The sequence below is a fragment of the Alkalithermobacter thermoalcaliphilus JW-YL-7 = DSM 7308 genome (genome assembly GCA_001584565.1).
Lineage (GTDB): Bacteria > Bacillota > Clostridia > Peptostreptococcales > Peptostreptococcaceae > Alkalithermobacter > Alkalithermobacter thermoalcaliphilus.
Map to the genome: position 1 here is coordinate 775,644 of LSFY01000001.1, position 24,092 is coordinate 799,735.

The 24,092-nt window shown below is 29.6% G+C and carries 31 protein-coding genes and 2 other annotated features; of the genes, 25 read left to right on the top strand and 6 right to left on the bottom strand.

The annotated features are described in order from the left end of the window. Positions 1-52 precede the first annotated feature (52 nt). The 9 genes from JWYL7_RS04085 (at position 53) to JWYL7_RS04125 (ending at position 7,829) form a co-directional block, all read left to right on the top strand. Positions 53-481 carry a nucleoside recognition domain-containing protein gene (locus JWYL7_RS04085; protein ID WP_066069303.1) on the top strand — a complete coding sequence of 143 codons (429 nt, stop codon included), beginning with the start codon at positions 53-55 and terminating at the stop codon, positions 479-481. Then, positions 475-942 carry a nucleoside recognition domain-containing protein gene (locus tag JWYL7_RS04090; protein WP_066069306.1) on the top strand — a complete coding sequence of 156 codons (468 nt, stop codon included), beginning with the start codon at positions 475-477 and terminating at the stop codon, positions 940-942. The genes JWYL7_RS04085 and JWYL7_RS04090 overlap by 7 nt, the downstream gene beginning before the upstream one ends. A gap of 132 nt (positions 943-1,074) precedes the next feature. Then, a complete protein-coding gene (hcp, locus tag JWYL7_RS04095; RefSeq protein WP_066069309.1) occupies positions 1,075-2,424 on the top strand; it encodes a hydroxylamine reductase in 1,350 nt (449 codons plus the stop codon). Between the two features lie 203 nt (positions 2,425-2,627). Next, a complete protein-coding gene (locus tag JWYL7_RS04100; protein ID WP_066069312.1) occupies positions 2,628-3,740 on the top strand; it encodes an amidase domain-containing protein in 1,113 nt (370 codons plus the stop codon). A gap of 148 nt (positions 3,741-3,888) precedes the next feature. Then, positions 3,889-4,089, top strand: a complete 201-nt coding sequence (locus tag JWYL7_RS04105) for a cold-shock protein (RefSeq protein WP_066069317.1) — start codon at positions 3,889-3,891, stop codon at positions 4,087-4,089. Positions 4,090-4,286: 197 nt separating this feature from the next. Continuing rightward, a complete protein-coding gene (locus tag JWYL7_RS04110) occupies positions 4,287-4,712 on the top strand; it encodes a CBS domain-containing protein (protein WP_066069320.1) in 426 nt (141 codons plus the stop codon). A 139-nt stretch (positions 4,713-4,851) separates the two neighbouring features. After that, positions 4,852-5,066 (top strand) — a binding site (T-box leader). A gap of 40 nt (positions 5,067-5,106) precedes the next feature. Next, positions 5,107-5,321 (top strand) — a binding site (T-box leader). A gap of 274 nt (positions 5,322-5,595) precedes the next feature. Continuing rightward, on the top strand, positions 5,596-6,399 hold the full coding sequence (locus tag JWYL7_RS04115) for an ABC transporter substrate-binding protein (protein ID WP_066072350.1): 804 nt from the start codon (positions 5,596-5,598) through the stop codon (positions 6,397-6,399). Between the two features lie 31 nt (positions 6,400-6,430). Further along, positions 6,431-7,111, top strand: a complete 681-nt coding sequence (locus JWYL7_RS04120; RefSeq protein WP_066069323.1) for an amino acid ABC transporter permease — start codon at positions 6,431-6,433, stop codon at positions 7,109-7,111. After that, positions 7,104-7,829, top strand: a complete 726-nt coding sequence (locus JWYL7_RS04125; RefSeq protein ID WP_066069326.1) for an amino acid ABC transporter ATP-binding protein — start codon at positions 7,104-7,106, stop codon at positions 7,827-7,829. Before JWYL7_RS04120 ends, JWYL7_RS04125 begins: the two co-directional genes overlap by 8 nt. Positions 7,830-7,861: 32 nt before the next feature. Here JWYL7_RS04125 and JWYL7_RS04130 read toward each other — a convergent pair whose 3' ends face one another. Beyond that, positions 7,862-8,068 (bottom strand): hypothetical protein, encoded by a 207-nt coding sequence (locus JWYL7_RS04130; RefSeq protein ID WP_066069329.1) that lies wholly within the window; start codon positions 8,066-8,068, stop codon positions 7,862-7,864. 178 nt (positions 8,069-8,246) lie between these two features. Here JWYL7_RS04130 and JWYL7_RS04135 point away from each other — a divergent pair, with 178 nt between their 5' ends. After that, positions 8,247-8,486: a hypothetical protein gene (locus JWYL7_RS04135; RefSeq protein ID WP_066069332.1), complete on the top strand. Its 240-nt coding sequence runs from the start codon at positions 8,247-8,249 to the stop codon at positions 8,484-8,486. 131 nt (positions 8,487-8,617) lie between these two features. On the opposite strand, the gene JWYL7_RS04140 is transcribed toward JWYL7_RS04135, so the two are convergent. After that, positions 8,618-9,817 carry a D-alanyl-D-alanine carboxypeptidase family protein gene (locus tag JWYL7_RS04140; protein WP_066069335.1) on the bottom strand — a complete coding sequence of 400 codons (1,200 nt, stop codon included), beginning with the start codon at positions 9,815-9,817 and terminating at the stop codon, positions 8,618-8,620. A 209-nt stretch (positions 9,818-10,026) separates the two neighbouring features. Between JWYL7_RS04140 and JWYL7_RS04145 the strand changes: the two genes are divergently transcribed. Next, a complete protein-coding gene (locus JWYL7_RS04145; RefSeq protein WP_066069338.1) occupies positions 10,027-10,482 on the top strand; it encodes a chemotaxis protein CheX in 456 nt (151 codons plus the stop codon). A 22-nt stretch (positions 10,483-10,504) separates the two neighbouring features. On the opposite strand, the gene JWYL7_RS04150 is transcribed toward JWYL7_RS04145, so the two are convergent. After that, on the bottom strand, positions 10,505-11,005 hold the full coding sequence (locus tag JWYL7_RS04150) for a dUTP diphosphatase (protein ID WP_066069341.1): 501 nt from the start codon (positions 11,003-11,005) through the stop codon (positions 10,505-10,507). A 131-nt stretch (positions 11,006-11,136) separates the two neighbouring features. Here JWYL7_RS04150 and JWYL7_RS04155 point away from each other — a divergent pair, with 131 nt between their 5' ends. The 13 genes from JWYL7_RS04155 (at position 11,137) to hcp (JWYL7_RS04210) (ending at position 21,639) form a co-directional block, all read left to right on the top strand. After that, a complete protein-coding gene (locus JWYL7_RS04155) occupies positions 11,137-12,144 on the top strand; it encodes a LacI family DNA-binding transcriptional regulator (RefSeq protein WP_066069344.1) in 1,008 nt (335 codons plus the stop codon). Positions 12,145-12,148: 4 nt separating this feature from the next. Beyond that, positions 12,149-13,063, top strand: coding sequence for a ribokinase (rbsK, locus tag JWYL7_RS04160; RefSeq protein WP_066069347.1), 915 nt, complete (start codon positions 12,149-12,151; stop codon positions 13,061-13,063). Between the two features lie 3 nt (positions 13,064-13,066). After that, on the top strand, positions 13,067-13,462 hold the full coding sequence (rbsD, locus tag JWYL7_RS04165) for a D-ribose pyranase (RefSeq protein WP_066069350.1): 396 nt from the start codon (positions 13,067-13,069) through the stop codon (positions 13,460-13,462). Between the two features lie 13 nt (positions 13,463-13,475). Beyond that, positions 13,476-14,969 (top strand): ribose ABC transporter ATP-binding protein RbsA, encoded by a 1,494-nt coding sequence (rbsA, locus tag JWYL7_RS04170; protein WP_066069353.1) that lies wholly within the window; start codon positions 13,476-13,478, stop codon positions 14,967-14,969. 2 nt (positions 14,970-14,971) lie between these two features. Continuing rightward, positions 14,972-15,910: a ribose ABC transporter permease gene (gene rbsC, locus JWYL7_RS04175; protein WP_066069356.1), complete on the top strand. Its 939-nt coding sequence runs from the start codon at positions 14,972-14,974 to the stop codon at positions 15,908-15,910. 43 nt (positions 15,911-15,953) lie between these two features. Then, a complete protein-coding gene (gene rbsB / locus JWYL7_RS04180) occupies positions 15,954-16,859 on the top strand; it encodes a ribose ABC transporter substrate-binding protein RbsB (RefSeq protein ID WP_066069359.1) in 906 nt (301 codons plus the stop codon). A gap of 239 nt (positions 16,860-17,098) precedes the next feature. Continuing rightward, entirely contained in the window at positions 17,099-17,341 is a 243-nt protein-coding gene (locus tag JWYL7_RS04185; protein WP_066069362.1) for a sulfurtransferase TusA family protein, read from the top strand. Between the two features lie 141 nt (positions 17,342-17,482). Continuing rightward, a complete protein-coding gene (locus JWYL7_RS04190; RefSeq protein WP_066069365.1) occupies positions 17,483-17,794 on the top strand; it encodes a hypothetical protein in 312 nt (103 codons plus the stop codon). 64 nt (positions 17,795-17,858) lie between these two features. Further along, positions 17,859-18,506: an SIMPL domain-containing protein gene (locus tag JWYL7_RS04195; protein WP_066069368.1), complete on the top strand. Its 648-nt coding sequence runs from the start codon at positions 17,859-17,861 to the stop codon at positions 18,504-18,506. A gap of 45 nt (positions 18,507-18,551) precedes the next feature. Then, positions 18,552-18,680: a hypothetical protein gene (locus JWYL7_RS10770; protein ID WP_331721849.1), complete on the top strand. Its 129-nt coding sequence runs from the start codon at positions 18,552-18,554 to the stop codon at positions 18,678-18,680. 104 nt (positions 18,681-18,784) lie between these two features. After that, complete coding sequence (locus JWYL7_RS04200; RefSeq protein WP_331722136.1) at positions 18,785-19,717, top strand: M20 family metallopeptidase; 933 nt, start codon at positions 18,785-18,787, stop codon at positions 19,715-19,717. Positions 19,718-19,819: 102 nt separating this feature from the next. Further along, on the top strand, positions 19,820-19,981 hold the full coding sequence (gene rd, locus JWYL7_RS04205; RefSeq protein ID WP_066069374.1) for a rubredoxin: 162 nt from the start codon (positions 19,820-19,822) through the stop codon (positions 19,979-19,981). A gap of 14 nt (positions 19,982-19,995) precedes the next feature. Next, on the top strand, positions 19,996-21,639 hold the full coding sequence (gene hcp, locus JWYL7_RS04210) for a hydroxylamine reductase (protein WP_066069377.1): 1,644 nt from the start codon (positions 19,996-19,998) through the stop codon (positions 21,637-21,639). Between the two features lie 14 nt (positions 21,640-21,653). Here hcp (JWYL7_RS04210) and mnmL read toward each other — a convergent pair whose 3' ends face one another. After that, positions 21,654-22,586 (bottom strand): tRNA modification radical SAM protein MnmL/YtqA, encoded by a 933-nt coding sequence (gene mnmL, locus JWYL7_RS04215; protein ID WP_066069380.1) that lies wholly within the window; start codon positions 22,584-22,586, stop codon positions 21,654-21,656. Positions 22,587-22,729: 143 nt separating this feature from the next. Here mnmL and JWYL7_RS04220 point away from each other — a divergent pair, with 143 nt between their 5' ends. Beyond that, positions 22,730-23,359: an HDIG domain-containing metalloprotein gene (locus JWYL7_RS04220; RefSeq protein ID WP_066069383.1), complete on the top strand. Its 630-nt coding sequence runs from the start codon at positions 22,730-22,732 to the stop codon at positions 23,357-23,359. 4 nt (positions 23,360-23,363) lie between these two features. On the opposite strand, the gene JWYL7_RS04225 is transcribed toward JWYL7_RS04220, so the two are convergent. Both JWYL7_RS04225 and JWYL7_RS04230 read right to left on the bottom strand, forming a co-directional pair. Further along, positions 23,364-23,795 carry a GNAT family N-acetyltransferase gene (locus JWYL7_RS04225; protein WP_066069386.1) on the bottom strand — a complete coding sequence of 144 codons (432 nt, stop codon included), beginning with the start codon at positions 23,793-23,795 and terminating at the stop codon, positions 23,364-23,366. Positions 23,796-23,898: 103 nt separating this feature from the next. Further along, positions 23,899-24,078, bottom strand: a complete 180-nt coding sequence (locus JWYL7_RS04230; protein WP_066069389.1) for a hypothetical protein — start codon at positions 24,076-24,078, stop codon at positions 23,899-23,901. Between the last annotated feature and the right edge of the window lie 14 nt (positions 24,079-24,092).

A 24,092-nucleotide genomic window follows, 5' to 3' on the forward strand; every position in this document is an offset into this window, starting at 1 on the left:
TTTACAGAAAACAATTAAATAAAGTAATTAAATACAGTGGAAGGAGAATATTATGCTTTTAAGATCTATTAAAGATGGATTTAAAAAAGGAGTAGAAACAACGTGGATACTTTCAAAAGTTATAATCCCTGTATATTTATTTGTAACCATTTTAAAATATACACCGGTGATTAATTGGATTGAGAGTATATTCAAACCTTTTATGTCAATTTTTAATTTGCCTGGAGAAGCAGCTATAATTTTAGTTTTAGGGAATGTACTTAATTTATATGCTGCAATTGGTGCTATGAGTGCTATTTCTTTAAGTGCAGCTCAAGCTACAACTGTTGCAGTTATATTAGGTTTTTCTCACTCTCTTTTAGTTGAAACTGCTGTAACAAAAAAGCTTGGACTTAAACCTTCAATAGTTGTAGTAACAAGAGTTACACTTGCTATTATATTTGGAATAATTATAGGTAAAATGGGTGGTGTTTTATGGTAGATATTATAAAAGAAGGGCTTATTGGTAGTTTTAGATCTATTTATTCAATAGCAATAATAGTTATACCTACTATGATAGTACTAGAAATACTGAAAAACTATTCAGTATTAGATAAAATATCTGATACATTTAAATTTATAAGTGACTTTTTTGGAATATCAAAAGATACAACACTTCCTATACTAGTGGGCACAATCTTTGGAATATCATATGGTGCTGGAGTTATAATACAAAGCGTTAAAGAAAAGGATATAAGCAATAGAGATATTTTTTTAATGGTTAATTTTTTAATACTTTGTCATGCAGTTGTTGAAGATACACTGATATTTGTAGCCGTTGGGTCAAATGGATTTATATTATTAGGAAGTAGAATAATAGCTGCTGTAGTTGTAACCTATATCCTTTCTAAAAAATTAAATTTTAATGAAAATGGCTATATGATAAGTAGTAATAGACAATAGAAAATTAAATATTATCCAAATAATTTACCAAAATTTTTTTCAATTAGTGATTTGAGTCACATTAAATAAAGCAAAACTGAAGTATATTAGACTCACAAGAAAAAATAAACTTTTCGAAAGGGGATATGAAAAATGTTTAGTTTATTCAAAAATGGTAAAGAAGAAGTAAAAACAAATGAGTCTAATCCGATGTTTTGCTATCAATGTGAACAAACACTAGAAAATGGATGTACAAAGTTTGGGGTGTGTGGGAAGAATCCTGATATAGCTAGTCTTCAGGATATAATAGTATTTGGTCTTAAAGGTGTTGCAGCTTATGCAACTCATGCAAGGGAACTTGGCATGGTAGATCCTGAAGTTGATGCAATTACTCATGAAGCTTTATATGCAACTTTAACAAACTCTAATTTTAATCTAAAAGAACATATAGATATGGCTATGAAAGTAGGGCAAGCTACAGTTAAAGTAATGGATTTATTAGATAGAGCACATACACAAAGACTTGGGATTCCAGTTCCGGTCAAAGTTTCTCAAGATAAGGTTGAAGGACATTGTATATTAGTTACAGGACACAATTTATATGCACTTGAAGAATTGTTAAAACAAACTGAAGGGAAAGGTATAAATGTATATACTCATTCAGAAATGCTTCCAGCACATGGGTATCCAGGTCTTAAAAAATATCCTCATTTAAAAGGTAATGTTGGTAAAGCTTGGTTTGATCAAAGAAAACTATTTGAAGAGTTTCCAGGAGCAATACTTGGTACTACAAACTGCTTAATGCCTGTTAAAGGAAGTTATTCAGATAGATTCTTTACTTATGGAACTTGTGGACTTGAAGGGGTACAAAAAATAGTTAACGATGATTTTACCCCAATAATTGAAAAAGCATTATCTCTTCCAAAAGCTAATATTGATTCAGATAAAACTTTAACTACTGGATTCCATCATAATACAGTTTTAGCTATAGCTCCTGAAATAATAGATGCTGTAAAACAAGGAAAAATAAAAAGATTCTTTGTTATCGCAGGATGCGATGCTCCTACAAAAGGAAGAGATTATTACAGAGAGCTTGCTCACTCTCTACCAAAAGAGTGTGTACTTTTAACAACTTCTTGTGGTAAGTTTAGATTTAATGATATAGATTTTGGAGTAGTTCCAGGAACCAATATACCAAGATATATAGATTTAGGTCAATGTAATAACTCAGGTTCAGCTGTAAAGATAGCCTTAGCACTTGCAGATGCTTTTGAGTGTACAGTAAATGATCTACCGCTTACAATAGTTTTATCTTGGTTTGAGCAAAAGGCTGTTGCTATACTGCTTGGGTTATTTAGTCTTGGAGTTAAAAATATGTATGTAGGACCTTCTGCTCCTAAATTCATAACTCCTTCAGTTTTAAGTGTACTTCAAGATACATTCAATTTACAATTAATAAGCACAGATGCAAAAGCAGATTTAGCTAAAATGTTAAGTGAATAAAAGTATAGGAAAATAAGTCTCTAAAGTTTAGAGACTTATTTTTGTTATAACACATATAAAATTATAATTTACGTAATATGTTTTAGCAAAGTCTTCTTTTTGAATATTTCAAAGAAAGACTTTGTTATATGAGTTAATTTGTAATTCTACCTTCTCTGGTTTAAACATATAATTTTATTAGCAATTTCAGGGGGGTAATCTAAATGTTTATATGCTTGAATTTTAAAAAATATAGGCTTGAATTTACACTATTTATTGTATTAGTTTTTTCTATAATTTTTACATTCATAACACATAAACCTACTATATCAACTATGTTAATGGAAGAAGGATTTTCTGAAGTAATACAGGAAATTTTTGATTTAAGAAATGAAGCAATTCTTCAGCAAGATACAAAAACACTAGATGCACTTTATGATAAAAGTATAAAATATGGGCTTTGGGCATATGAGCATGAGATAAAAAAAATGAAATATTTACATAAGTGGTCGGAAAAACAAGGGGTTAAATTTACAGATATAAATACTATTACAAAGATAAGAAATATAAAGAAAAAAGAGGAAAATAAATATTCTATAAATCTTATGGTTTCTACAGAATATAAATACTCTTATGAAGGAGAAGAAAGATCTAATGCTTTTAGAATTGGAACTTATCATTATTTAGATATAGTAAATAGAGATAATGAATGGATAATAGTAAAAGAATGGTATGTAGATCCATTTGCAGATTCTATGCATCTAGATGATATAAAAAGCGAAGAAATAAAACAGTATATATTATCCCAACAAGAAAGAGATTTTTCTAATTTAAATGAAAGGCGAAAAGGCGCTGTTGAATATGCAGATAAATATAGTGGCGCAGCATCAGAAGAAAAATATGGATTTAAATATAACCCTAAATATAGAAATTATAACCCTTTAGGAGGGGATTGTGCTAATTTTGCATCACAAATACTTCACGAAGGTGGAAAATTTAGAAAAACAAGTGTATGGAATTACGATAGTGGTGGTGCAAGTAAAGCGTGGGTAAACGCACATGCTTTTAAAAACTATATGATAAATAGTGGGAGAGCATCGGTTATAGCATATGGTACTTATGACAAAGTTTACAAAGCATCTTACAAACTTTTACCAGGTGATTTTGTAGCTTATGAAAAAAATGGAAAAATAACTCATATATCAGTAGCAACTGGGGCAGATTCTAAAGGATATTCACTAGTTAATTGTCATAACACAGATAGGCACAGAGTTCCATGGGATTTAGGATGGAGTAATAAAAATATAAAGTTTTGGCTAGTGAGAGTGCATTACTAGAACAGACACAATACAATTTAGAAAAATTTTTAATTTACAAAAATATTTTTAAAATTAATATTGACATTAGAAGGAAAATAAAGTAATATAAGTATAACGTGAACAATTAGTTGTAAGCGTTAGTAATATTTTTAGGAGGAATTAAATAATGAAAACAGGAATAGTTAAGTGGTTTAACGCAGAGAAAGGCTACGGATTTATATCTGTAGAGGGAGGAAATGATGTATTCGTACATTATTCAGCTATACAAGGAGACGGATACAAGACTTTAGAAGAAGGCCAAAAGGTTGAATTTGAAGTAGTTGAAGGTGCTAGAGGACCTCAAGCTGCAAACGTTGTAAGAGCGTAATTCAAGAGTTGACATAGATCTAAAGTTTGAGAAAATTCAAAGCTGATTCAATATATATTGAATCAGCTTTTTTGATTTATGAAATTTATGTTTTGCATTATGCGTAATTTTGCAATTTTAATATATTATGATAATATTAATATAGTAAAGATATTTATTTTTAAAGGCAGTGTTGTTTTGAATTGGAGGGAGATTTTATGAATATTGCATTTTTCCTTACACCGAAAAAAGATGTAATATGCCTTACGCCAAATTCTACTATGAGGCAGGCATTAGAAAAAATGGAGTATCACAGATATACAGCTGTTCCTATAATTGATGAAGAAGGTAGATATGTGGGCACAATAACAGAAGGTGACCTACTTTGGATGTTAAAAAATACCCCAGATCTTAATTTCAAAAACACTAGTAAAATACTTCTTAAAGACATACCTAGACATATGGATAATAAGCCAGTATCTATAAATTCAAATATAGAAGATTTAATATCAGTTTCAGTAAATCAAAATTTTGTTCCAGTAATAGATGACCAAAATGTGTTTATAGGAATAATAAAAAGAAGTGATATAATAAATTATTGTTATAAAGCCATGTTTAAGTGCATAGAAGCCAACAACACATAAATTAGCATAGGGTTAATGTTGAAATTAATTATACAGTGGCTTGTAATAAAATTTATCTAAAAAAATATTTTTTCTGTTGACATAGATATACAAATTACGTATAATCATATCTATCATAACGAAACGAAAAATTAAATATATAAACCCAAAGAAAGAGAGAGTATATATAGTGATTGTTTCAGCGAGCTAGAGTTGGTGTGAGTCTAGTAACATAACTATATGGAAGAGAGCTCTGGAGGGGATTTTCTGAAATAGCAGTAGGAAAATACGGTATCCATCGTTAAGGAAATTGAGTGGGTAGAAGTAATTCTATCAACAAGAGTGGCAACACGGAAGTAAACTTTCGTCTCTTATTTTAAGAGATGAAAGTTTTTTTTCATTCTAAATTAAATATATAAACCCAAAGAAAGAGAGAGTACATATAGTGATTGTTTCAGCGAGCTAGAGTTGGTGTGAGTCTAGTAACATAACTATATGGAAGAGAGCTCTGGAGGGGATTTTCTGAAATAGCAGTAGGAAAATACGGTATCCATCGTTAAGGAAATTGAGCGGGTAGAAGTAATTCTATCAACAAGAGTGGCAACACGGAAGTAAACTTTCGTCTCTTATTTTAAGAGGCGAAAGTTTTTTGTTTATAACACATAGGAAATTATGTACTTTAATAAATTGTGAGAAAGTTATAATTTCCGTAATGTGTTAGAGTAAATTCTTGTTTATTAATTTTTCGAAGAAGACTTTGTTTTATGAGGAGGTGAAAAATATAATTTAATACTTTTTCAATGTCTTGCTTAAAGGATATTGTAAAGCAAGAAGCATATGTTTGCACACTTTAAAAGTAAAAAAATGTAAAATATTCAAAAAAATGAAAAGAGGAGGAATTGAAATGTTTAACAAAAAGCTAATAGCAATGATACTAATGGTATGCTTAAGTTTAGGATTTGTAGGATGTCAAAGTAAAGATAATGGAGTAGAATCAAAAATTGACCAAATAAAGAAATCAGGAAAATTAGTAATAGGAACTAGTGCTGATTATCCACCATATGAGTTTCACAAAGAAGTAAATGGCAAACATGAAATAGTTGGATTCGATATAGAAATAGCTAAAGAAATAGCAAAAGACCTTGGAGTAGAGCTTGAAATAAAAGATATGAGATTTGATGGCCTTTTAGCAGCACTTCAATCAGGAAATGTAGATATTGTAATAGCTGGAATGACACCAACAGAAGAAAGAAAGCAAAATGTAGATTTTTCGAATATATATTATACATCTGTTCAAAGTGTAATAGTTAGATATGAAGATAAAGATTCAATAAAAACGCTAAAGGATTTAGATGGTAAAATAGTTGGAGCACAAAAAGGTTCTATTCAAGAACAAATAGTTACTGAGCAAATTGAAGGAGCAAATTTAAGAGCTTTAGGAAAAATATCAGATTTAGTGCTTTCTTTAAAAAATAACAAAGTAGATGCTATAGTTTTAGAAAAGCCAGTGGCTAACTCGTATGTAAATAAAAATTTAGATTTATATTTAACTGAGATAAAGTTTGAAGAAGAAGATGCAGGATCTGCTGTAGCTATAAAAAAAGGAAATGATGATTTAGTAGAAGCTATAAATAAAACACTTGAAAGATTAATAAATGATAATAGTATAGAAAGATTCGTAATGGAGGCAATTCAGCTAGCTGAGTAAGTATAATCCTTATTTAAAGGGGGTGACACCATTGGATTTTAGCTTTTTACCAAGATATTATATGTTTTTTTTAGAAGGTAGTAAAAATACAATTTTTATTGCAGCATTTACAGTTTTATTCGGAGTTATATTGGGAACATTTTTAGCATTAATGAGGATATCAAATAACAGAGCAATTAGTATATTAGCAACATCATATATTGAATTTATTAGAGGAACACCACTTTTAGTACAGTTATATATAATTTATTATGGTCTTCCAAAGTTGGGAGTTGATTTTAGTGCTATTCCTTTAGTAGGAATATATTATGGTGATTTTTTAGCTGGAATTGTTACTTTATCTTTAAATAGTGCAGCATATGTAGCTGAAATTATCCGTTCTGGAATACAAGCTATAGATAAAGGGCAGATGGAAGCTGCAAGATCTTTAGGACTTAATCATAACTATGCTATGAGATATGTAATAATTCCTCAGGCATTTAAGAATATACTTCCAGCACTAGGAAATGAATTTATAGTTATAATAAAAGAATCTTCGATAGTATCTATCATAGGAATACAAGATCTTATGTACAAAGCTGATACTGTAAGAGGTAATACATTTCAGCCATTCGAACCTTTAATAGTTGCAGCATTAATTTACTTTATAATGACATTTACACTTTCTAAATTACTTGGAACACTTGAAAGGAGGATGAAAGTTAGTGATTAAAGTAAATAACTTACACAAAAAATTTAAAAAGCAACACGTTCTTAAGGGAATTAATACAACTATAGAAAAAGGGGAAGTTGTTGTTGTTATAGGACCTAGTGGTTCTGGAAAAAGTACATTTTTAAGATGTCTTAATCTGTTAGAAGTGCCTTCAAAGGGAGAAGTATTAGTTGAAGATATTTCTATAACAAGTAAAGATACTGATATAAACAAGTTAAGAGAAAAAATGGGCATGGTATTTCAACAGTTTAATTTATTCCCGCACATGAATGTTTTAGAAAATATAACTTTAGCTCCTATAAAAGTAAAAAAAATGAGTAAACAAGAAAGTGAAGAAATAGCTATGAACTTACTTAAAAGGGTAGGGCTTGAAGATAAGGCTTATAGTTATCCAAATCAGCTTTCTGGGGGTCAAAAACAAAGAATTGCAATAGCCAGAGCACTTGCTATGTCTCCAGATGTAATACTATTTGATGAGCCAACATCGGCACTAGATCCTGAAATGGTAGGAGAAGTTTTAGAGGTTATGAAAAGTTTAGCATCTGAAGGAATGACTATGATAGTTGTAACTCACGAGATGGGATTTGCAAAAGAAGTTGGAGATAGAATTATTTTTATGGATGAAGGAATTATAGCAGAAGAAGGTAGTCCTGAACATATATTTAATAATCCACAGAACCCTAGAACAAAAGAGTTTTTATCAAAAGTACTAATATAAAATAAATCGCTAGGCGTACCTAGCGATTTTGTTTATCTAAGTCCATTCATTTGCCTTTCAAATGCGTCAACTATGTCTTTTCCGCTTGCACCATTATTTCTTGAAGTTAAAGGTATTTTATTTATAGGAGAGTAATTAGTAACTTCATAATCAGTCATGCTTATTCCATTTCTTAATTCACTTTCCGTGTTGTAAATAGCCTGACTAGCTTCATGTGCTGCTTTTCTACTTCTAGTCATATAAATTCCTCCTCAAATAAGGATATATTTATTAATAGTTTAGCCACAAAGTATATCTCTAAACTGTAAAAAATTGAAACTGCAATAGTCCTATTACAATTGATCCATATTTTTCTTAGAATTTTACTAAAGTTATTTAGCAAAATATTAATAAGAAAATATAAAGGAAGTGATTTATATGGCTCAAAAGAATAATCCTAAAGGTCAAAAAAACAGAAACGGAATACCAAAATATAGGAAAAAACCAAATGCTATGAGAGAAGAAATGGCATCTGAAATAGGTACACTATTTTATGATATCGAAGACAAGGTAAACGTTGCAGGTGGTGGAAAGAAAAAATTAAGCAAGAGAGCATCTAAAGAAGAAATGAGAAATGTAAATCAACAAAAAGAAAGAAGCGTAAATGATTTATTATAAAAAAGCAAAGAAATTTCTTTGCTTTTTTATAATAAATATGAAATTACGTATCTTGATAAGATATGTGTTTCAATAAAGTCTTCTTTTTAAATCTTTCAAACAAAGATTTCGTTTTAATATATATTCAAGTTTTATTGTTTTGAAAACAATCTTAATATAGATCTTTTAACAATATCTAACTGAGCTTTGATAGGGATCCAGACAATATCAGTGTTGCTTAAAAGATTTGTTTTTCCTAATATATCTCCGTTTTCTCCTGTGTATACAAGCTCACCTAATAAATCTCCTTTTCTAACAGGAAAAGACAACTCACTTAATTTAATTTCCTTATTTATATTTTCATTTTTTGATCTTATAACCCATATTTCATCCTCAGAAACAACATTTACAGAAAGATATTCAGATCCAAACAGATATCTAGTACTAACAACTTCACCTTTTGATAAGACCTTAGTTTTTACAAAATTATTCTTGCCGTATTCTAATAGATTTTTACTAGCTAAAACTCTTTCGTTTTGACTAGAAGAGCCAAGTGTTATTCCTATAAGTCTAAAGTCACCTTCATCTTGTAAAGTAGCTTTTACTGGAGCTGTAAAAGCTAGACAATATCCTGCCATACCTGTATATCCAGTCTTTAATCCATCAACTTCAGGAAAAATATCCATTAAAGGATTAGTATTACTTCTTTGAAAATTTCTACTTGGATTAGAATAATCTTTTATACTGGTTATCTTTAAAGTTTCTTCGTAGTAATTATCTAATAAATATTTTACAAGTATAGATAAATCTTTAGCAGACGATAAGTTTTCGATTCTATCATCAGGATTATTTAAATTATATATAGGAAGACCATGACAGTTGAAAAACAAAGTTTTATGCATTCCTATTTCTCTAGCCTTGTTATTCATAAGTTTTACAAAATTATCTTCTGTTTCTGCTATATGTTCTGCAATTGCAACTGCTGCATCGTTTCCTGACACTATCATTAAAGCTTTAAGCAGTTCAATAAGTTCTACCTGCTCTCCTTTCTTTAAATTATAGGTAGATCCTCTAAGTCTTGCTGAATTATTGCTTATGTTTACAATATCATTTTCTGAAACCTGATTATTTTCGATAGCTTCTAAGGCTATTAATAAAGTCATAATTTTAGTTAAACTTGCAATTGGAACTTGTTTAGAACTATCTTTTTCATATAAAACTCTACTACTTTCTTTATCTATTAATATGCCAGATTGCATATATCTATCTATGTTTTGATTAGAGTATACGGTATGTGATGTTAGGTTGAAAAAAACAATAATTAGTACGAATAGTTTTGAATATTTTTTCAAAATATCACCTCTTTATATCGTTTTTAGTACTTTAGTACAATTATAATATATTTATGTAATAATGTATAATATAAAATATGGCTTTAAAATAATAGGTATGAAATAATAATACTATATATAACTGTTAATTTAGTGTAAAACTATTAATTGTTATAGAAATATTGTATTATAATAATTATTAACAGGAAAAGATCATGGAGGTAATTGATATGGAAGCTACATATATAAATCAAATTTTAAGTTCAGTAAAAGAAGTTGTAGATATGTGTTGTGGTGAAGATATACAAAAAGGGAATCCTTATATAAAAAATAGTCCTTATACAGCAGATGATATAAGTGTAAATATAGGGGTAACAGGGGATTTAAAGGGACAAATAGTCATAGCACTACAAAAAGATATAGTTAAATATCTAGCAGGTCAAATGATGGGAGGAATGCAGATAACAGATATAGAAATGGCTAAAAGTGCAGTAGGAGAACTTGGAAATATGGTGATGGGAACTGCAGCTATTAAGCTGTCACAGATACAAAAAACAGTAGATATAACTCCACCGATGATTTTAGAAGGAAAAGTAAATATTTCAAATCCTCAGCAAACTATAACAATTCCTTTCAAAACTAAAAACGACATGAAATTTGAAGTAAATGTATCTATAGGCTATTAAGGAGAATAATTTTATTCTCCTTTTAATAGCCTTCCTCTTGTCTTAAATGATTTATATTATTTTTTTGTATATACGCATCTTCAATTTCACTTTCAGAAAGATTGAGTTCATTAGCTAGAGAAATAAAACTAGAAAACATATTTATATAATCAGATTTAGAAAGTGAATTCTTAAGTTTACTTATACTATCAAAAACTTCAAGAAATTTTAAAGATATATCCCCATCTTTAGATGAATGTATAGATTTTATATCTTCAAAAGATATAAAGTCAAATCCTAAGTCTAGTCCTATAGAAAGTATAAAGTGAAGACAGTCAACAAACTCTTCTAAAACAATATTTTTAGGAGAGCTTTTTTTATTGCTCCAAAACTTAAAACATCTCGTTTCGTTAGCAAGTTCAGAAAGTTCTACATTTAAAGCTAATATCTTATAACTTGTTAAACTATGTCCATGTAGATTATGAGTTATGTTTATTTTCTCATCTAGCTCTTTTTGAAGAAAGTATAGTTTTTCTAAATTCATTTTTATTCCTCCTTTGAAAAACTTATATAAATAGTATAACATCTATCTAATCCTATTGACAAAAGATTAATAGTATTATATATTTTAGGTAAACGTTTTACTAAAACGGTTACCTGGATGGAGGTACTTAAATGAAATTGACAATTAAAGATATAGCTAGATTAGCAGGAGTATCAACGACAACTGTTTCAAAAATAATAAATAATAAACATGATAGTATTAGTAAAGACACTACTGAAAAAGTTATAAAAATAATGAAAGATAATAATTATGTTCCAAGTACTATAGCAAGAAGTTTAGTTACCAAAAAGACAAAAACAATAGGTCTTATTATACCAGATATAGTAAATCCATTTTTTCCTGAACTAGCTAGAGGAGCGGAAGATAAAGCAAATAAAGAAGGATATAATTTGATAATTTGTAATACAGATGAGGACATACAAAAAGAAGATAGATATGTTGCTATGCTAGTTGAAAAGATGGTTGATGGAATAATATTTACAGCATCATCTCAAAGAGTAGATGATTTTAAGTTATTGAAAAACGCGAATATACCTATAGTATTAGTAGATAGAGATGTAAAAGGCAGTCATATAAGTTCTAAAATTACAGTAGATAATTTTATGGGAGCTTACGAGGGAACTAAGCACCTAATAGAACAAGGATATAAAAAAATTATTTTTATAACGGGTTCTTTAAAAAATAAAACATCTTTAGATAGATTAAATGGATATAAAAAGGCATTAGATGAACACAATATTAAATTTAGTTATGAAAATGTTATAGAAGGAAGCTATAAAAGTGAATGGGGATATAATGCAGTAAATTTCATTTTGAAGCAAAATAAAAATTTTGATGCTTTATTTTGTGGGAATGACTTAATAGCTATAGGGGCTATTAAGGCTCTTAAGGAAAACGATATCAAAATACCTCAAGATGTAGGAGTCTTGGGATTTGATGATATATATATATCAAGAATTATTGATCCTCAACTTACAACTATAAAACAGCCTATATATGAGATGGGATACAAATCTGTACAGACTTTGATAGATATATTAGAAAAAAAGTCTAAAAAGGTAAAAGATATTGTATTAGTACCAAAGCTTGTAATTAGAAGCTCAACAGTTAAGGGGTGATTATATGAATAGTATATGTGTTGTTGGAAGTTTAAATATGGATCTTGTTATCAATGTAGATAACATGCCTAAACTTGGTCAAACTGTTATTGGAAAAAATCTTAAGAAGGTTTGTGGTGGCAAGGGAGCAAATCAAGCTGTTGCCATAGCAAGACTAGGGGCTAATGTAAATATGATAGGAAAAGTTGGAGATGATGATTTTGGTCAAAGTTTAATAAATTCACTCAAACAAGACAAAGTTAACACAGATTTTGTAAAAATTAGGAAGGATATACCTACAGGGTTAGCGTTTATTACAGTCAATAAAGACGCAGATAATTCAATTATAGTTTCCCCTGGTGCAAACTATGATTTAAATGAAGAAGATATAAACGATTGTATAGATGCAATAAAGTGCTCAAATATAGTAGTAACACAGCTGGAAATACCACTAAAGACAGTAAGTTATCTGCTTAAGGTAGCAAAAAGTTTAGGTAAATATACAATACTAAACCCAGCTCCAGCAACTAAGCTTAGCGATGAAATAATAAAAAATGTAGATTTATTAACTCCAAATGAAACTGAACTTGAGATTCTAAGTGAATTTCAAATAAGAAATGAAGATGATATAGTTTTAGCAGGCAGAAAACTTTTAAAAAAGGGAGTTAAAGAGCTTGTTGTTACTTTAGGAGAAAAAGGAAGTTTATACATGAATAACAATACAATAAAACGATTTAAATCGTTTAAAGTTAAAGCCATAGATACAACTGCTGCAGGAGATAGTTTTACAGGAGCCTTAGCGGTTGCTTTATCTAATGATAATAACATAGATAAGGCTATAGAGTTTGCATCAAAAGTAGGTGCATTGACTGTTACAAAATGTGGAGCTCAAAGCTCACTTCCTTATCTTGAAGATGTACTAAATTTTAAGGGGGAGTAGTAAATGAAAAAAGGATATTTGATAAATTCAGAAATATCTTATGTTATATCTAAAATGGGCCATACAGATATGATGGTTGTATGTGACAGTGGGCTTCCAATTCCCAAGAATGTAAATAGAATAGATTTAGCATTAAGAAAAGGTACTCCATCTTTTTTAGAGACACTAGATACTATATTAAGTGAGTTAAAAGTAGAAGAAGTAATAATAGCTAATGAAATGAAAATTGTAAGTGCTGATTTGTATAATGAAGTGTCTAATAGATTTCATGATGTGAAAATAACTTTAGTTTCTCATGAAGAATTTAAAGAGATGACTAAAGAATGCTTAGCGGTAGTTAGAACTGGTGAATTTACTCCTTATGCAAATATAATTTTAAAGTCAGGAGTAGTATTTTAAGAGGTGAAATGATATGAATAAACCTATATTAGAAATGGTTGGAATAAGTAAAGTATTCCCTGGAGTTAAGGCTTTAGACAATGTAAATTTAAAATTGTATGAAGGGAAAGTTATGGCTTTACTTGGTGAAAATGGAGCAGGAAAATCTACATTGATGAAGATATTAAGTGGAGTATACATAAAAGATGAGGGAGAGATATTTTATAAAGGAGAAAAAAACGAAATAAAAGGACCTAAAGATGCTCAAGAAAAAGGGATAGCTATAATACATCAAGAACTCAATTTAATTCCTAATATGACTATAGGAGAAAATATATTTCTTGGAAGAGAGCCTGTAGATAGATTTGGGAGAATAGACTGGAATAAATTATATAAGGAATCTAGCTATTTATTAGAAAAGCTAGGTGTAAACAGAGATCCAAAAGAGATTTTAGGCAATCTTAGTATTGGAGAGCAGCAGATGGTCGAAATAGCGAAAGCATTATCACTTGATGCAAAAATAATAATAATGGATGAACCAACAGATGCATTAACAGATAAAGAAACAGAAAGCTTATTTAAGGTTATTAATGAACTAAAATCAGAAAATAAGGCAATAGTTTATATATCTCATAGATTAAAAGAAATATTTGAAATATGTGATGATGTAACTGTCTTAAGAGATGGCAAATTTGCAGGAAGTGAAAAGGTTTGCAACTTAAATGAAGATAAAATTATCGAGATGATGGTTGGAAGAAAGTTAACAGAACAATTTCCGAAGATAGAAAATGAAGTAGGTAATGTTATATTTCATGTAAAAAATCTTACGAACAAGTATGTAAAAGATATAACTTTTAGCGTTAGAAATGGAGAAATACTTGGAATAGCAGGACTTATGGGGTCGGGAAGAACAGAGCTTGCAAAAACAATATATGGCGCTATATCAAAAGATAGTGGTCAAATATATGTTGAAGGAAAAAAAGTAGATATAAATTCTCCTAAATCTGCTATAGAAAATGGAATTGTATATGTTTGCGAAGATAGAAAAACACAAGGATTAATATTAGGACTCTCTGTAAAAGAGAATATGACAATATCTTCTTTAGATAAACTACAAAACAAAATGTTTATAATAAATAAATCAAAAGAAGAAGATTATGTAAAAAATTATATAGATAAAATGTCTATAAAAACGCCAAGTATAAACCAAATCATAAAAAACCTAAGTGGTGGAAATCAACAGAAAGTTGCAATAGCAAAGGCACTTATGACAGATCCAAAAGTATTGATACTAGATGAACCTACACGTGGAGTAGATGTAGGAGCAAAAAAAGAAATATATGATCTGATAAATCAGCTTAAGAAAGAAGGAAAGGCAATAATAATGATATCTTCTGAGATGCCAGAAATTTTAGGTATGAGTGATAGAATACTAGTTCTTCATCAAGGAATGATAAGTGGCGAATTTGATATTTCAAATGCCTCTCAAGAAAAAATAATGAAAAGTGCAGTTGGGATGGTGGGCTAATTATGAATAAAGAAAAAATAATGAAATTTAAGTCAATAATAGGATTGGTTATATTTTCTATAATAGTTTCGTTTTTAAGTCCTAGATTTTTAACAGTGGCTAACATACTCAATGTATTGAGGCAAACATCTATAAATGCTGTAATAGCAGCGGGTATGACTTTTGTAATTTTAACAGGGGGAATAGACCTTTCAGTTGGATCCGTTTTAGCATTTACAGGAGCTATATGTGCAAGTTTATTATCAGCAGGAACTAACCTTATAATTGCTATACTAGTATCTATTACTATTGGAGCTTTAGTAGGAGCATTAAATGGACTTATTATAAGTAGGGGTAAAATCCAGCCATTTATAGCAACTTTAGCAACTATGACTATATTTAGAGGAGCAACTTTAGTTTTTACTGATGGAAAGCCTATAAGTATAGGGAATGGTAAGTATGCTGCTACTTTCACAAAGATAGGATCAGGTCAATTTTTAGGAATTCCTATGCCTATATATTTAATGATAGTAATATTTATCATATGTTATTTTATACTAACTCAAACAAGACTTGGAAGATATATATATGCACTTGGTGGAAATGAAGAAGCAACAAGGCTATCAGGCATAAATACATCAAAAACAAAAGTATATGTATATACTATAAGTGGTATACTTTCTACCGTTGCAGGGATAATAGTAACTTCAAGATTGTTTTCAGCTCAACCTAATGCAGGATCAGGATATGAACTAGATGCTATTGCAGCAGTAGTATTAGGAGGAACTAGTCTTTCAGGAGGGCAAGGGGGAATACCTGGGACTATAGTAGGAGCACTTATAATAGGTATTTTAAATAATGCTTTGAACTTACTGAATGTTTCATCATATTATCAAATGATTGCTAAGGGTATAGTAATTTTAATAGCAGTATTACTAGATAGAAAACAAACTAGGTATTAAGGCTATGCCTTGATATACATTAACTTTAAAAGGAGGATAAAAGATGAAAAAAATTGTTTCAATCTTATTAATTTTAGTTTTATCTTTAGGAACATTAGTGGGATGTGGGCAAGAAGAGAGTGTAGGCGGCGATTCTACTAAAAAAATAGGGCTTGTAGTATCTACACTTAGTAATCCATTCTTTGTAACTTTAAAGGAAGGAGCTGAGGCAAAAGCTAAAGAGCTGGGATATGAACTTATAGTTTTAGATTCTCAAGATGACCCTGCAAAAGAACTTTCAAATGTTGAGGATTTAGTTACAAAAGGTGTTGCTTTAATACTTATAAACCCAACTGATTCAGATGCAGTAGTTAATGCTATTCAAACAGCTAATAATGCTAATATACCTGTTATAACTTTAGACAGAGGAGCAAATGGTGGTCAAGTAGTATCTCATATTGCATCAGATAATATTGCAGGAGGAAAAATGGCAGGGGAGTATATAATAGAAAAGCTGGGCGCAAGTGGAAATGTGGTTGAATTAGAAGGAATACCAGGAACTTCAGCTGCTAGAGACAGAGGAAATGGATTTAACAAAGCTTTAGAATCAAGCCAAATAAAAGTAGTAGCAAGGCAAACAGCAGATTTTGATAGAACAAAAGGACTAACAGTCATGGAGAATATATTGCAGGCTCAATCACAGATAGATGCTATATTTGCTCACAATGATGAAATGGCTTTAGGAGCACTTCAAGCTATAGAAGGAAGTGGAAGGAATATATTAATAGTAGGATTTGATGCTACTGAAGATGCTGTAAAGGCAGTAAAAGAAGGAAAAATGGCAGCTACTGTTGCTCAGCAACCAGAAAAAATAGGGTCACTAGGGGTTGAAGTAGCTAATAAAGTTATAAATGGAGAAAAAGTAGATTCTTTTGTTCCAGTTGATTTAAAATTGGTGGTAAAGGAATAAATGCTACTTAAGCATACTGTTAAGTAACAATGGAAATAATAAAAATTGTATTAAACAGCCAAAGCTCAATATTTCATTGGGCTAAGGCTGTTTAATTTTTTCTATAAAAATAAATATATTCATATTTCGGCAATTTTTATTTTCTAATTTACAAAACAGAACTTAGATGGTAAAATAATGAAAAAACATTCGTAAAATTTTCCAATAATCCTGCTTGGTAATAGATGGGGGAGGACAGTATGTTACATCACCTTGTAGATGCAAGAAAAAGGACTTGTAGTGATCTAAAAAGTTTATTAGAATCTGTATTTAACGAATATAAATATAGTTTAATAGAAGTGCTAGTAGATTTTGAGGACGAGGTTAGGGATATATTAGAAATTTTAGAGGGTAAGGATTTTGAATTTGAAGTGGTAGAGAGAGAAGATGGATTTTCTGTGTTACTCAAAAGAAGTCATAACTTTTTCCTAGAAGTTCTGTAAAAGCTATGCTAAAAAGTTTCTTAGTATAGCTTTTTTTATGTAAAAAATGTGTTAAAGGATCAAAAAATGTTTAATTTGCATACACTTAATATAATATCATTTATAGTAAGAACAGAAAAATTATAAATGATGAGGTGAGGTATGTTTAATAAAATTTATGAAAAAGGAGAATTTATAATATTTCCTATCAAAAAAGGGTTTGTAGTTTACAATATGAATAAGGAATTCGAACAAGGACATACCCATTTAAAGAATTTTAATGCAGCTAAAACAGCTATAGATTTAGTAGTTAATAAAAAAATACCAAAGACCACAAATCTTTACTATCTAAAAAGCTTAATAAGATTAGCACAAGACCCTAAATATATAGAAGAAATAGAAAGTTTTATTAATGTAAGAAAAATAAAAGGAGAAAAGCAAAAATACTACAACTCACCTATTTATAGATACTAAAACATAATCTATAAACCCATGCATATAATCTATGTATAAACTATTATAAGGCAGGGGTAAAGATATGAATTTATATTATCCAAAGTATAATAGAAGCTATTACAAAGATAAATGTAATACAATGACTGTTCAAGGAAGAGCAAGTGTGTATGCAAGGCCAGATATAGCTACTATAAACCTAGGGGTAAGCACAGAAAATAAAGATGTACAGCTTGCTCAAAGAGAAAATGCGATAAAATCTAATAAAATTATTAATGATATAAAAAAATTAGGAGTAAAAGAAGAAGATATTAGAACAATATTATATTCTATAGATAGAAAATATGAATTTATAGATAACAAACAGGAATTTGTAGGATATGAGGTTAGAAATATTTTTAGAATAATAATAAAAGATCTAGACTCAATAGGAAAAGTAATTGATATATCAGTACAAAATGGAGCTAATATAGTAGAAAATATAAGTTTCTCACTTTCAAACCCAGAAGTTTATTACAAAAAAGCTCTGAACAAAGCAGCACAAAATGCCAAATCAAAGGCTAGTGAAATAGCCAGAGCATTTGAAGTTAAGCTTAATAAGATTCCTATTAGTATAACTGAACAAAGCATAGGAGAAGCATATTCATTAAAACTAGCAAGTGATACTACACCCATAGAGGTAGGACAGTTAGAAATTGTTGCAAGTATTTCTGTAGTTTTTTCATATTCTTGAAAACCACTATATTTGTAGTGGTTTTTTGATTAGGAGAGGAATATATTGGAGGATATATTAAAGATTTTAGAAGAAGAATATCACAATTATTTAGATATGTTAAGGTCTTTAGTAAATGTGGATTCTGGCAGTTTAAATATTTTAGGAGTAAATAAAGTACTAGAAATAATATAAAACAAGTTTAAACAACTCGATGGAAACTATAAAATACAAATAATACCTCAAAAAAATGTGGAAATCATGCTGTTATAACTAGAAAAGGAAGAATACCAGGAAAGATTCTACTTTTAGGGCATATGGATACAGTTTTTCAGGATGGAACAGTACAAAAAAGACCGTTTGGAATAGAAGATGACAAGGCTTTTGGGCTAGGAATAATAGATATGAAAGCTGACATAACGTCTATTTATTTTGCGTTAAAAGTAATAGATATACTATATAAAGATGATGTAAAAACAATACAGATACTATTTAACTCTGATGAAGAAATAAGTTCAGTATACTCAAGAGAACTTATAGAAAATATATCAAAAGATTCAGATTGTGTTCTTGTGTTGGAAGCATGTAGGCAAAATGGTGATGTTGTAACGTCTAGAAAAGGAATAGGAAAGTATAAAATAAGAGTAAAAGGAAAATCTTCTCGTGCAGGTGGAAATCTAAAAAAAGGGGCAAACTCTATAATAGAACTTTGTCATAAGTTAATACAAATATCAAATCTTACAAATTATGAAACTGGAACAACTGTAAATGTAGGCCTAATAAAAGGAGGAAGTGCATCTAATACAGTTCCTGCATATAGCGATGCAGTTATAGATGTAAGAATATGTACACTAGAACAAGCTCAGAAAATAGATGAAAATATAAGAAAAATAGCTAATGAGGTCTATATAAAGGGAACAAGTACGATTGTTGAAGGTGGAATCAAAAGGCCACCTATGGAAAGAAAAGAAGAAAACGTAAAATTATATAAAATAGCAAAAAAGATAGGTGAAGAATTAGGAATGTCTATAGGAGAAGCATCTACAGGTGGAGGGTCAGATGCTAATTTTACAAGTGCACTTTCAATACCAACATTAGATGGATTAGGTCCAACAGGTGGTGGAGTTCATACTGAAGATGAATATATTAACTTAAATAGTATTATTCCAAGAACTGCTTTGTTAACTAAGTTAATAAAGATATTATCTGAGAATCAAAATATTAAAAAATAAAATTTTTTAGTGCAAAAAATGTTTAAACATATAAATTATGGCAATAAATAATAATGAATAATAATGACAAAAAAATATAAAAATAACAAGGAGGAATTAAATATGAAAAAATATGTATGTGTAGTATGTGGGTATGTATATGATCCGGAATTAGGAGATCCAGATAATGGAGTATCAGAAGGAACACCTTGGGAAAATGTTCCTGAAGATTGGGTATGTCCTTTATGTGGAGTAGGAAAGGATCAGTTTGAAGCCCAAGAATAAAGGGAGGAATTAGCATGAACAACTCTATGTTTTGCTATCAATGTGAGCAAACAGCAGGATCTAAGGGCTGTGTTAAAGTAGGAGTTTGTGGGAAAGAACCAGATGTTGCAAATTTACAAGATATTTTGATTCATCAATTAAAAGGCATAGGTTTTTACGGACAAAAACTTATACAAAAAGGCGAAAAAATTTGCAGCGAAACAACTAAGTTTTTGGTAGATGCCATGTTTTCTACTTTAACAAATGTAAACTTTGATGAAGAAAGATTTGTAGAGTATATAAAGTACGCTGATAAAGTAAAGGAAGAATTAAAATCAAAGGTAGGAGATTTAGGATCTGTACCTGAAGCAGCAGATTACAGAGCGCCCTTAACAAAACAAGAGATGCTAAATGATGCTAAAAATATTGGTATAATGGCAGATGAAGATCTTGACATGGATATTCGTTCTTTGAGAGAATTATTGATATATGGGTTTAAGGGAATGGCAGCTTATGCCCATCATTCTTACGTGCTTGGGAAATTTGATGAAGAAGTAAATAATTTCTTTTACAAGGGATTAGCAGCTACTATAGATGATAGTTTGACAGTTGAGGATTTATTTAATCTTTGTATGGAACTTGGAAAAACAAATTTAGAATGTATGGCTATGTTAGATTCAGCTAATACGCAAGCTTATGGACATCCTCAACCAACTGAAGTATCAATTAGTAAAAAGAAGGGGCCATTTATTATAGTATCAGGTCATGATTTGAAAGACCTAAAAGAACTTTTAGAACAAACAGAAGGAAAAGGTATAAATGTTTATACTCATGGTGAGATGCTTCCTGCTCACGGATACCCTGAACTTAAAAAGTACAAACACCTTGTAGGGAATTTTGGTGGAGCATGGCAGGAACAGCAAAATGAATTTGATGGAATACCTGGATGTATCCTAATGACAACAAACTGTCTTATGAAGCCAAGAGAAAGCTACAAAGACAGAATCTTTACAACTAGTATAGTTGGATATGAAGGAGTAACTCATATACAAGAAATAAACGGTAAAAAAGATTTTACTCCTATTATTAATAAGGCTCTTGAACTAGGCGGATTTGAAGAAGATGAACAAGAAAGGAAAATATTAGTAGGATTTGGTCACAATGCAGTTTTAAGTCATGCAGGTGAAATTATAGAAGCTGTTAAAACTGGAAAAATAAGACACTTCTTCTTAATAGGAGGATGCGATGGTGCAAGACCTGGAAGAAATTATTATACAGAGTTTGCACAAAAAACTCCTAGTGATACAGTTATACTCACTCTAGCTTGTGGAAAATATAGATTCAATAAGTATGATTTTGGAACAGTTGCAGGGCTTCCAAGACTGTTAGATGTGGGGCAGTGTAATGATTCATATTCTGCCATAAAAATAGCTTCGGCCCTAGCAGAAGCATTTAATTGTGATGTAAATGACCTACCTTTATCATTAATTCTTTCTTGGTATGAACAAAAAGCTGTGGCTATTTTATTAACTCTTTTATATTTAAATATAAAGAATATCTATCTAGGGCCTACACTTCCAGCGTTTATAACGCCAAATATACTTCAAGTACTTGTTGAAAAATTCAATATAACTCCTATTTCAACTCCTGATGAAGACCTTAAAACTATATTAGGATAATAAAAAAGCCAATGTTAAATCGTTGGCTTTTTGTATTTTATACCTTGATAAGAATTTCTATCTTTTAACTCTTTCTCTATAGAATTTAAAACAGCTCTTTTATTCAAACTCCACATAGGCTCTATCAATAAGTCCTTAGGCCCATCTCCTGTTATTCTATGGATAACAATATCAGGAGGAATTAGTTCCAGACAATCAACTACCAACGAAACATACTCATCTTGAGTTAAAACATGGAATTTATTATTTTTATAAAAAGTTTCAAGCTGTGTATTTTTAAGAATATGCATAAGATGCAGCTTTACTCCTTGAATGTCTAAATTTGAAATATATTTAACAGATGAAATTATATCATTTTTACTTTCGAAAGGAAGACCTAAAATAAGATGAACAACAACATTTATATTTTTTTTTCTAAGTTTTTTTATAGCTTTGTCAAAAACAGATAAATCATAACCCCTATTTATAAGTTTTGCTGTAGATTCATGTATGGTTTGAAGACCAAGTTCAACCCACATATAAGTTTTTTTGTTGAATTCATCTAAAATATCAATAATATCATCAGATAAGCAGTCAGGTCTTGTAGCTATAGCAAGTCCAACTACGTTATCACAACATAGAGCTTCATTATATTTTTTTCTTAAATTCTCAGGAGTATCATAAGTATTTGTAAAGCTTTGGAAATATGCTATATACTTTCCGCTTGGCCATTTTTTTGAAAGAAGTTGCATTTGCTCTTTTAGTTGCTGTTTTATACTAAAATGAGAAGATCCAGCAAAATCTCCAGAACCTTTTTCACTGCAGAATATACATCCTTTATCACTTATAGAACCGTCCCTATTTGGACATGTAAAATTTGCATTTAAAGAAAGTTTAATTACTTTACATCCAAATATTTTCTTTAAATGACCACTCAAATAATTATATCTTTTATTATCCCAGTACATAACGATCCTCCAAAAATAAGTATAATTGTATATTACTCTAATGTGTATTCATAGTCAAGACAACCAATTCCTAGTAGAAATAAATACCTAATGACTAAAATTTATTAAAAAAGTTAAAAATATAATAAAAAAGGAGATGCATTATGGAAAAGTCAAAGAAACTATTCAAAGAAATGGAAAATCACCTAATGAATGATGAAAAGCCTTCTATATATTTTAACTATTTATTAAAAAATGAAAAGCTCTTTAAACAATACCCATTTAATCTGATAAGTGATTTAGAGAAAATACCTCAATCTCCAGTACACCATCCTGAAGGAAGTGTATGGAACCATACTATGCTTGTTGTAGATAATGCAGCAAAAAGAAAAGAAGATAGCAAAAATCCTAAAGTTTTCATGTGGGCTGCACTTTTACACGATATAGGAAAAGGAAAAACAACAAAGGTAAGAAAAGGAAAGATAACATCATATGAGCATGACACTGTAGGAAAAGAATTAACTATAGAATTTTTAGAACATTTTATAGATGATAAAATTTTTATAAAAGATGTATCTAATATGGTAAGGTGGCATATGCAAACTTTATTTGTAGTAAAAGACCTTCCATTTGCAGATATAAAGAAAATGGTGTCAGAGGTTTCTATAGATGAAATAGCCCTTTTATCTTTATGTGATAGGTTAGGAAGAGGTCAAATGACCGATGAAAAAATGAACGAAGAGAGAGAAAATATAAAGGCCTTTTTGCTTAAATGTCAGGAAACATTAGTGTGAAAACTTACGGAATATAATTTTTTTGATATTCATAAGGTATTTTTTTAAAATCCATTTTCGTCCAAAAACCATATGCAGACTGATAAGAATTTAGAAAAATATAATCAAAACCAAATATTTTACCGAACTGTTTTAACCATTGAACAAAATAGCTTCCTATTCCAACTCTCTGAAGATTACTAGGGAGCTTAACAGATGATACGTATATACAATTTTTTTTAGGATATAATCTAAATGAAAATTCAGGTATAAAATCAAATGTTTCAAAAGAGTAGTCTATGAAAGATATATTTATAGAGTCATCACTATTTTCTATATAAGAATTGAATAATAAATCAAACTTTTTAAGAAGTGAAAACCTAAAAAAATATGTATAGAAAGGAATTAAAAATCTAAAGTAAATATTATTTTTGTTTGCAATTTTATACACAAACATAAAATACCTCCTTAAACTTGTATATATAAAATTTATTATTAAGGAGATATTTTAATGACACAAAAAAGACAAAGGATTTTCTTTGTCTTTTTTCAATACATAGTTACCATTTAGGTATATTAAATTCACTTTTCATAATTCTATTTCCTTCATCTTCGGAAACAATATAGGCAGATATTCCGTCTTTGTCATATTCTTTTACTTTTAAAATAGCCTCATTTCTACTCATAGGCTTTGATATAGACTTTGTATCTGATCGGATTATAACATATTTAGTATCCATCAAACACCTCCAAA

Excerpts from the sequence above, each read along its gene's own strand:
- JWYL7_RS04085 (WP_066069303.1), top strand. The coding sequence starts at position 53 with ATGCTTTTAAGATCTATTAAAGATGGATTTAAAAAAGGAGTAGAAACA.
- JWYL7_RS04090 (WP_066069306.1), top strand. The coding sequence starts at position 475 with ATGGTAGATATTATAAAAGAAGGGCTTATTGGTAGTTTTAGATCTATT.
- hcp (WP_066069309.1), top strand. The coding sequence starts at position 1,075 with ATGTTTAGTTTATTCAAAAATGGTAAAGAAGAAGTAAAAACAAATGAG.
- JWYL7_RS04100 (WP_066069312.1), top strand. The coding sequence starts at position 2,628 with ATGTTTATATGCTTGAATTTTAAAAAATATAGGCTTGAATTTACACTA.
- JWYL7_RS04105 (WP_066069317.1), top strand. The coding sequence starts at position 3,889 with ATGAAAACAGGAATAGTTAAGTGGTTTAACGCAGAGAAAGGCTACGGA.
- JWYL7_RS04110 (WP_066069320.1), top strand. The coding sequence starts at position 4,287 with ATGAATATTGCATTTTTCCTTACACCGAAAAAAGATGTAATATGCCTT.
- JWYL7_RS04115 (WP_066072350.1), top strand. The coding sequence starts at position 5,596 with ATGTTTAACAAAAAGCTAATAGCAATGATACTAATGGTATGCTTAAGT.
- JWYL7_RS04130 (WP_066069329.1), bottom strand. The coding sequence starts at position 8,068 with ATGACTAGAAGTAGAAAAGCAGCACATGAAGCTAGTCAGGCTATTTAC.
- JWYL7_RS04135 (WP_066069332.1), top strand. The coding sequence starts at position 8,247 with ATGGCTCAAAAGAATAATCCTAAAGGTCAAAAAAACAGAAACGGAATA.
- JWYL7_RS04145 (WP_066069338.1), top strand. The coding sequence starts at position 10,027 with ATGGAAGCTACATATATAAATCAAATTTTAAGTTCAGTAAAAGAAGTT.
- JWYL7_RS04150 (WP_066069341.1), bottom strand. The coding sequence starts at position 11,005 with ATGAATTTAGAAAAACTATACTTTCTTCAAAAAGAGCTAGATGAGAAA.
- JWYL7_RS04155 (WP_066069344.1), top strand. The coding sequence starts at position 11,137 with ATGAAATTGACAATTAAAGATATAGCTAGATTAGCAGGAGTATCAACG.
- rbsK (WP_066069347.1), top strand. The coding sequence starts at position 12,149 with ATGAATAGTATATGTGTTGTTGGAAGTTTAAATATGGATCTTGTTATC.
- rbsD (WP_066069350.1), top strand. The coding sequence starts at position 13,067 with ATGAAAAAAGGATATTTGATAAATTCAGAAATATCTTATGTTATATCT.
- rbsA (WP_066069353.1), top strand. The coding sequence starts at position 13,476 with ATGAATAAACCTATATTAGAAATGGTTGGAATAAGTAAAGTATTCCCT.
- rbsC (WP_066069356.1), top strand. The coding sequence starts at position 14,972 with ATGAATAAAGAAAAAATAATGAAATTTAAGTCAATAATAGGATTGGTT.
- rbsB (WP_066069359.1), top strand. The coding sequence starts at position 15,954 with ATGAAAAAAATTGTTTCAATCTTATTAATTTTAGTTTTATCTTTAGGA.
- JWYL7_RS04185 (WP_066069362.1), top strand. The coding sequence starts at position 17,099 with ATGTTACATCACCTTGTAGATGCAAGAAAAAGGACTTGTAGTGATCTA.
- JWYL7_RS04190 (WP_066069365.1), top strand. The coding sequence starts at position 17,483 with ATGTTTAATAAAATTTATGAAAAAGGAGAATTTATAATATTTCCTATC.
- JWYL7_RS04195 (WP_066069368.1), top strand. The coding sequence starts at position 17,859 with ATGAATTTATATTATCCAAAGTATAATAGAAGCTATTACAAAGATAAA.
- rd (WP_066069374.1), top strand. The coding sequence starts at position 19,820 with ATGAAAAAATATGTATGTGTAGTATGTGGGTATGTATATGATCCGGAA.
- hcp (WP_066069377.1), top strand. The coding sequence starts at position 19,996 with ATGAACAACTCTATGTTTTGCTATCAATGTGAGCAAACAGCAGGATCT.
- mnmL (WP_066069380.1), bottom strand. The coding sequence starts at position 22,586 with ATGTACTGGGATAATAAAAGATATAATTATTTGAGTGGTCATTTAAAG.
- JWYL7_RS04220 (WP_066069383.1), top strand. The coding sequence starts at position 22,730 with ATGGAAAAGTCAAAGAAACTATTCAAAGAAATGGAAAATCACCTAATG.
- JWYL7_RS04225 (WP_066069386.1), bottom strand. The coding sequence starts at position 23,795 with ATGTTTGTGTATAAAATTGCAAACAAAAATAATATTTACTTTAGATTT.
- JWYL7_RS04230 (WP_066069389.1), bottom strand. The coding sequence starts at position 24,078 with ATGGATACTAAATATGTTATAATCCGATCAGATACAAAGTCTATATCA.